The following is a 6935-nucleotide window of genomic DNA, read 5'->3' as shown; positions in this document are numbered from 1 at the left end:
GGGTGGTGCTGGTTGCCGGTTACCGGTTGCCGGAGCGTCCGGTGGTGCTGCTCGGCGTGGCCGTCCCCCCAGAGGCCTTGCCGTTCTTCGTCGCAGCCTTGTCGTCGTGGCCGTTGCCGCCCTGACCGATGGTGCCAGCGAGGACATCCTTGCCGGGCACCGGGGTTCCGCTACCCGGGACCAGGGACGGAGCGGGCTTGCGGGTGGTGTCGCTCGGGCCCACCGGGACCGGGGTGGCGACACCCTGCGGCACGACCTTCTTGTCCGCCGGCGCCGGGGCCGGGACGGACCTGGCCGCGACGCCCGGCGCGACGGCGGCCGGGGCGGCCGGCGCGGCCGGCAGCTGCAGGGTGACGCTGCTCTGCAGCGCGCCCGGGGACACCCAACCCGAGAGGGTACCGGCGTAGGACGAACCGAACCCGCCCGTTCCGATGGCCAGCTTCTGAGCGGTTCCGGTCGGCATGGTGGCCTGGACCTGAACGCCGGACGGCGCGTTGACGATGACGGTGTTGCCGACCCGGTAGGCGGTGACCTGGCCGGAGGCGAGGGCGGTGTTCCAGGCGGCGCGGCGCTGGAACTCCTGGCCGATCTCGCGCTGGCTCAGGTTCACGATCGGGGCGCTGTCCGCGTGCAGCGAGCGGTAGGTGCCGAGGATCTTCTCCAGCACCGGGTACAGGATGCGGTCCTCGGACAGGTTCGACTGGTGCACGAAGTGCGGCCGCGGGTCGTTGCTCAGCACGTGGCCGAGGTCGATCCGGGCCTCCAGCGGCACGATGTACGACTGGTAGCCGGTGGTGGTGTCCAGCGGCTGGGGCAGGCAGGTGGAGTTGGCGTTGTTCTCGCAGACGCCGCTGCCGCCGTTGGCCTTGCTGGTGTAGATCCAGTTGTACTCGTCGGCCTCCTCCTTCGCCGTACCGGCGTTGTAGAAGACGTTCATCGGGTACCGCGGCACGGTCAGGGCGGAGCCGACGGGCCGCTGACCGGTCTCGCGGGAGGCGTCGCTGGCGGTGAACTTGATGCCGTTGGCGGCCAGCGCCGGCGCCAGGTTCGGGTTGTCGCTGGTCTCCTGCGGGGCGGTCAGCAGGCCGGAGTGCTCGCCGGTGACCAGGGACTGCGGGTCGAAGCCCAGGCCGTTCGCGGTGGCCCAGTCGGCGTTGGTCTTGATCTGGGAGGAGATGGTGTTCTGGTCGACCCAGACGGTGGCGCCCGCGGTGTTCTTGGTGCAGACCCACGGCACCACGGTGACGTTCTGCTCGCAGCCCAGGTACGGGTGGGTGTAGGTGTGGTTGACCCACCGGTAGCTGTTCTGGTCGGCGATCATCTGGTTCGCCGTGGGGTCCACCGTGGTCTGGTGGTCGGCCTTCCAGTCCTCGCTGCCGCCGCCGTTGAACACCATGTCCAGGGTGAAGTTGTTGGCGGCCTGCCACTGCTTGAGGTGGTTGGCGTCGTCGACGGTCATCCGGATCGGGTTGGCGGTGTCCGGGGTGCCGGGCGGGCAGGTGACGTCGCCGGGGGTGCACTTGAGCACGGTGTCCCAGCGGTCGTCGGCCAGGAAGACGTCGTCCACGTGGGTGGCGAAGTAGTTGCGGTCGTAGCCGAGGTGGACGCCCTGGGTGAGCCAGTCGACCATGCCGCGGGCCAGCAGCCGGTACTGCTGCTGGTACTGGTTGTAGACGAACGTGACGACCAGTTCCTTGCGGCCGTCGTGGGTGTACTCACCGACCAGCGAACCGCGGCTGGCCGTGTTGGGTATCGGCGCGTCGACCAGCGGGACGAACGAGGCGCCGGCCGGCAGGCTGGCGAGCGGAGTGGCCAGGTAACCGTAGCTCTCGCCGACGTTCGGGTCGTTGTCCTCGAACGGGACGCTGCCCTTGAGGTACCCGAACGGGCCCGAAGTTCCGGCCGCGGTGGTGGCGCCCTGGAATCCGTCGAGAGTGCCCACGAATCCGGGATTCTGGGCGTAGTTCAGCCCCACCGCCGGGTTGGCCCACGTGTACGCGTCGATCTGGCGGACGTTGAATGCGGCTTCGTAGGTCGCGATCGCCGTCATCTCGGTGGCACTGTTGGGGAAGGGGTTTTCGTTGGGCAGCACGATGCCCTGGAACTTCCCCCGGGGCTGGCCGTTCACCGTGTCGCTCAGGAAAGCGGAGTTGATGACGGGACGGTTGGGGTCATTGAGGCTGATGACCTTGTAGGGCGTGCCCTGGCTCTTCAACTCGGCGGTGATGGCAGCGACGGACGGGCCGCCGTCGTCGACGACCAGGACGGTGAGGTCGATCCTGGGCGGTGCCGCGTCGGCGTGGGCCAGGGTGGTCTGCAAGCCGCTGGCCAGCAGGACTGCCGCCGCGCACGCGGCGACTCTTCGGGTCGCTCGACCCATGGTGATCCTCCCCTTGGTGCAGGCGTCACGCTGCTCGGCGCCCGCCTGCCCGTGTAGCTGTTCGCGGGCAGCAGGCTGCCCGGGCCCATCCTGGTCGAGGGACGGTGGTGCGTGGGACCAATTGGGCGAGAGTGCAGCGAACCTGTTACCAACGTTCATGGCGAAGCCATGAAGGCGCTGATTGTGACCGGAACCGGACCGGTGGCGCAAATAGTGAATTGAAAATGAAAAACCGGAAGCTGACTGCTACACGTGGTTACCGACGGTGCGGCCCAGTGGGGCGGGCGGGACACCTACACTGTCGTCGCTGCGCATGACACTCTTGCACATCTCGCCGCCCAGTTGGGCAGGTTCATGCAATATCGGGCACGGCTGTGCCATGTGACAGTCCGAATATGCAATGGAGGTGCTCACATGGCCGATCAGCATACCGAGTCCGGGGGATTCCCGAGTGTACGGAATGCGTCACCGGAGTCGGGCGGAACGCCGCTGGTCGGACGCAGTCTCGGTTTGCGAGGTGCGCTGAATGCCCGTGATCTGGGCGGGTACCGGACGGCTGACGGGCGGATTCTCCGGCCCGGGGTGGCGCTGCGCAGCGATGGCCTGAACCGTGTCACCGCCGAGGACTTCGGCCCGCTCGGCGCGCTCGGCCTGCACAGCGTGGTGGACCTGCGGAGCATGGCCGAAGTCCGCGAGACCGGTCTGGACCACCTGCCCGGCGGTGTGACGCTCCACCACCTGCCGCTGTTGGCGGCGGACTTCGACATCGTTCTGCTGGTCCGCGACGCGCTGGCGGACCACGACCCGGAGCGCCAGCGGGCGCTGCTCGGCGACGGCCGGGCGGCCGCCCGGATGGCCGGCCTCTACCGGTGGTTCGTCACGGACCAGGTGGCGCGCGAGCGTTTCGCCGCCCTGCTGCGCCTGCTGGCGGACCCTCAGGGCCCGCCGCTGCTGTTCCACTGCTCGGCCGGCAAGGACCGCACCGGCTGGGCCGCGGCCCTCCTGCTGACCGCGCTGGGGGTGGACCGGGAGACCGTCCTGGCCGACTACCTGCTCACCAACGAGCGCTCCGCCCCGGTCGTACGGCGGGTGCTGGACGACTTCGGGGCCCGCGGCCTGATGCGCGAGCCCGAGCTGCTCCTGCCGGTCTTCCGCGCCGACGGCGGCTACCTGGACGCGGCCTTCGCCGAGGTCGCGGCCGGCTGGGGCGGTTTCGACGCGTTCTGGCGGGACGGCCTCGGGCTGGACGGGGAGGTGCTGGCCGGGCTGCGCGCCAACCTGCTGGACGACCCGGGAGCCGAGCGGGGCGGTCCGGCTCCCGGCGGCCGGCTCAGCCCTCGTTGATCAGCCCCTCGCGCAGCTGGGTGAGCGTCCGGGTGAGCAGCCGGGACACGTGCATCTGGGAGATCCCGATCTCCTCGCCGATCTGCGACTGGGTGAGGTTGCCGAAGAACCGCAGCATGATGATCCGGCGCTCGCGCGGCGGCAGCTTGGCCAGCAGCGGCTTGAGCGACTCCCGGTACTCGACGCCCTCCAGCGCGAGGTCCTCGTAGCCGAGCCGGTCGGCCAGCGGACCGTCGCTGTCCTCCTCGCCGGTGCTGGAGTCGAGCGAGCTGGCGGTGTACGCGTTGCCGACCGCGAGGCCTTCGACCACGTCCTCCTCGCTGACCCCCAGGCAGGCCGCCAGCTCGGCGACGGTGGGGGAGCGGTCCAGCCGCTGGGAGAGCTCGTCGCCGGCCTTGGTGAGCGCCAGCCGCAGCTCCTGGAGCCGTCGCGGAACGCGGACCGACCAGCTGGTGTCCCGGAAGAAGCGCTTGATCTCGCCGACCACGGTGGGCATCGCGAAGGTGGGGAACTCCACCCCGCGCTCCGGGTCGAACCGGTCGATCGCCTTGATCAGGCCGATCGTGCCGACCTGGACGATGTCCTCCATCGGCTCGTTGCGGCTGCGGAAGCGCGCCGAGGCGTACCGGACCAGCGGCAGGTTGAGCTCGATCAGGGTGTCGCGGACGTAGGTGTGCTCGGCGCTGCCCGGGTCCAGCGCGGCCAGCCGCAGGAACAGCGAGCGGGAGAGCGTCCGGGTGTCCAGCACCGAGCCGGGCGGCGTCTCCGGTCCCGTGTCGGGGCCGGGCGGCCGGGCCGGTTCGACCCGCTGCCGCGGGACCAGGTCCTCGACGACGGCCGTGCCGTTGGCCTGGCCAGCGTGGATCTCCGCAGTGCCCAGCTCTCCGGACATGCACCCACCCCCTTGTGACTGTCAGTTGAACGGGGGCCGTCGCGCGGTGGTTCCCGGCGAGGGCCTTCCCCCTGCATACCGGAACACGGTCCACGGCAAACCCGAACGTCGCAAGATGTCACGCCGGGGTAACTGGCTGCAATCTCACTCTTCCCAGGAGTTGCCGGTCCGAAGCCTGGTCAGGATCCGTGAGAGCAGCCGGGACACGTGCATCTGGGACATCCCCAGCTCGGTGCTGATCTGAGACTGGGTCAGGTTGGCGAAGAACCGCAGCATCACGATCCGCCGCTCCCGCTCGGGGAGCTGGACCAGCAGGTGGCGGACCATGTCCCGGTGCTCGACCTCGGCCAGCGCGGAGTCCTCGTAGCCGAGCCGGTCGAGCAGGGCGAGCCCGCCCTCGTGCTCCTGCGCGGCCTCCAGGGACGCCGCGTTGTACGCCCGCCCGGCGTCCAGGCAGGCCCGCACGTCCTCCTCGGGGATCCGCAGGCTGGCGGCGATCTCGGGCACCTTGGGCACCCGGCCGTGCAGCACCGTCAGCTCCTCCATCGCGCCGCTGACCTGGACCCACAGCTCCTGGAGCCGGCGCGGGACGTGCATGGTGCGGACGTTGTCCCGGAAGTAGCGCTTGATCTCGCCAAGGATGGTCGGCAGCGCGTAGGTGGGGAACTGGACGCCGCGGCCGGGGTCGAAGCGGTCGATCGCGTTGATCAGGCCGATGGTGCCGACCTGGACGACGTCCTCCATCGGCTCGCTGCGGCTGCGGAACCGGGTGGCGGCGTAGCGGACCAGCGGGATGTTCACCTCGATCAGGGCGGCCCGGACCCGCTCCCGCTCGGGGGCGTCCGGGGGCAGCTCGGCGAGCCGTTCGAACAGCACCCGGGTCAGCGTCCTGACGTCCACGGTGGGGCGGCCTCCGGGGCCGCGCAGCCGGTCCGGTCGGAGCTCGCCGGCCGGGCTGGTGATCGCAGCCAGCACTTCGTCCACGGACACCTCACCCCTCCCAAAGTCGTCAACGGCGGGCCCTGCGGAGCGGGTGCCACGGCGGGTTCACGACCTCGCCATGTCCGGCAAAACCGGTCATAGCATCACAAGGTGGGCACAGGTCGGGCAAGCACCCGATGGAGGTGTGTTGGTGGGCCGTTCAACCTTTCCCGGGCCGGCCGGCGAACCGCCGCGGGGATCGTTCCGGGACGGAGCAAGGCGCCCCGCCCGGAAGCCGGACGGGGCGCCGCGGTCCGTCCGGGGGAAGCGCCGGGGTCGGGCTCCGGGTGGATCGGGTCGGACGGGTGGGGGCCGGACGGGTGCTCAGACCTCGACGTCGGCGATCACCCAGGTGGCGAACTCGCGCCAGAGGCCGGCCGCGGCCTGGTGGTCCGGGTGGGTCAGGTAGGCCTGGAGGGCGTCGCGGTCCTCGACCAGGCTGTTGATCGCGTAGTCGTACGCGATGTCGCGCTCGGTGGTGTTCCAGCCGCACTCCCACTCGCGCAGCTCGGGGATCACCGAGCCGAGCGCGTCGAAGGCCTTGGCGCCGGCGAGCACGCGCTCTTCGTCCTTGCTGACGCCTTCGTTGAGCTTGAACAGGACCAGGTGGCGGATCACGATTGCCGCTCCTCGCGGACGGGGACAGAGGGTCCCGCTCACCGTAGCCGGTGCCCGGGGGCCGACCGCTACCCGAATGGGTCCGGGCCGTCCGTCACTTGATCAGACCGGTCATGAAGGTGCCGACGGCCTTGGCCGCGTTCGAGATCCCCTCGAAGCCGAGCTGGACCAGCTCGGCGGACCGGGAGGGTGAGGTGATGATCGAGTAGAGCACGAAGATGAGCAGGAGGGCCATGCCGATCTTCTTCGCCTGCGCCATCGGGTGACCTCTTCCTCCCAGCTGTGGGCCGCCGTCATCCGGTCCCCGAGCGGCCTGCAGGGGGCAGCTTATCCACCCGGACGGGCTATCAAGTGTGCGACGCGTTCGGCCGGCGGGACGAAGGTCCCCGCGAGTGGGGCCTTTCTCCGGATGCCCGGTCGCGGGCCGGGCGGCAGGATGGAAGACGTACCGAGGATCTGGCAGGAATCCCCGGTGCATGGATCCGGAGCTCCCCGCTGTGGGACCGGTCGCCGCGGCTTCCCCCCCGACGCGGCGCCGGTTGTGGGACTCCGTCGGGGGAGCGGTCAGTCCCCCCGAACCGCTCCCCCTCCAGGCTCCGTACGGACCGGGCACCGGTGGTCATCGGCCCGGGGTACGGAGCCGTTCCCATGTCCGGGGCCGCTCCGGCGGTGCCTCCGCGGCTCTCACGACGCGGGTGCACAAACGCCGAGGGCCCGTCC

Annotated in this window: 6 protein-coding genes; 1 reads left to right on the top strand and 5 read right to left on the bottom strand. The window is 70.4% G+C overall.

The genetic code is table 11. The features are described from left to right. Positions 1 to 19 precede the first annotated feature (19 nt). Positions 20 to 2380, bottom strand: a complete 2361-nt coding sequence (locus ACFU6K_RS26285) for a hypothetical protein (RefSeq protein ID WP_380666979.1) — start codon at positions 2378 to 2380, stop codon at positions 20 to 22. A 354-nt stretch (positions 2381 to 2734) separates the two neighbouring features. Here ACFU6K_RS26285 and ACFU6K_RS26280 point away from each other — a divergent pair, with 354 nt between their 5' ends. After that, on the top strand, positions 2735 to 3724 hold the full coding sequence (locus ACFU6K_RS26280) for a tyrosine-protein phosphatase (RefSeq protein WP_380666981.1): 990 nt from the start codon (positions 2735 to 2737) through the stop codon (positions 3722 to 3724). Here ACFU6K_RS26280 and ACFU6K_RS26275 read toward each other — a convergent pair. The 4 genes from ACFU6K_RS26275 to ACFU6K_RS26260 form a co-directional block, all read right to left on the bottom strand. After that, positions 3711 to 4616: an RNA polymerase sigma factor SigF gene (locus ACFU6K_RS26275; protein ID WP_380666977.1), complete on the bottom strand. Its 906-nt coding sequence runs from the start codon at positions 4614 to 4616 to the stop codon at positions 3711 to 3713. The two genes, ACFU6K_RS26280 and ACFU6K_RS26275, sit on opposite strands and share 14 nt — an antisense overlap. A gap of 144 nt (positions 4617 to 4760) precedes the next feature. Then, on the bottom strand, positions 4761 to 5606 hold the full coding sequence (locus tag ACFU6K_RS26270) for an RNA polymerase sigma factor SigF (RefSeq protein WP_380666975.1): 846 nt from the start codon (positions 5604 to 5606) through the stop codon (positions 4761 to 4763). Positions 5607 to 5921: 315 nt separating this feature from the next. Next, entirely contained in the window at positions 5922 to 6215 is a 294-nt protein-coding gene (locus ACFU6K_RS26265; RefSeq protein WP_049650156.1) for a Dabb family protein, read from the bottom strand. A gap of 94 nt (positions 6216 to 6309) precedes the next feature. After that, the gene (locus ACFU6K_RS26260) at positions 6310 to 6474 is read right to left on the bottom strand and encodes a hypothetical protein (RefSeq protein ID WP_181970620.1); all 165 of its coding nucleotides are present in this window, start codon (positions 6472 to 6474) and stop codon (positions 6310 to 6312) included. Between the last annotated feature and the right edge of the window lie 461 nt (positions 6475 to 6935).

The sequence above is a fragment of the Kitasatospora sp. NPDC057512 genome, from assembly GCF_042802135.1.
In the GTDB taxonomy this organism is placed as follows: Bacteria; Actinomycetota; Actinomycetes; order Streptomycetales; family Streptomycetaceae; genus Kitasatospora.
This window is presented reverse-complemented; position numbering and strand designations above follow the sequence as displayed.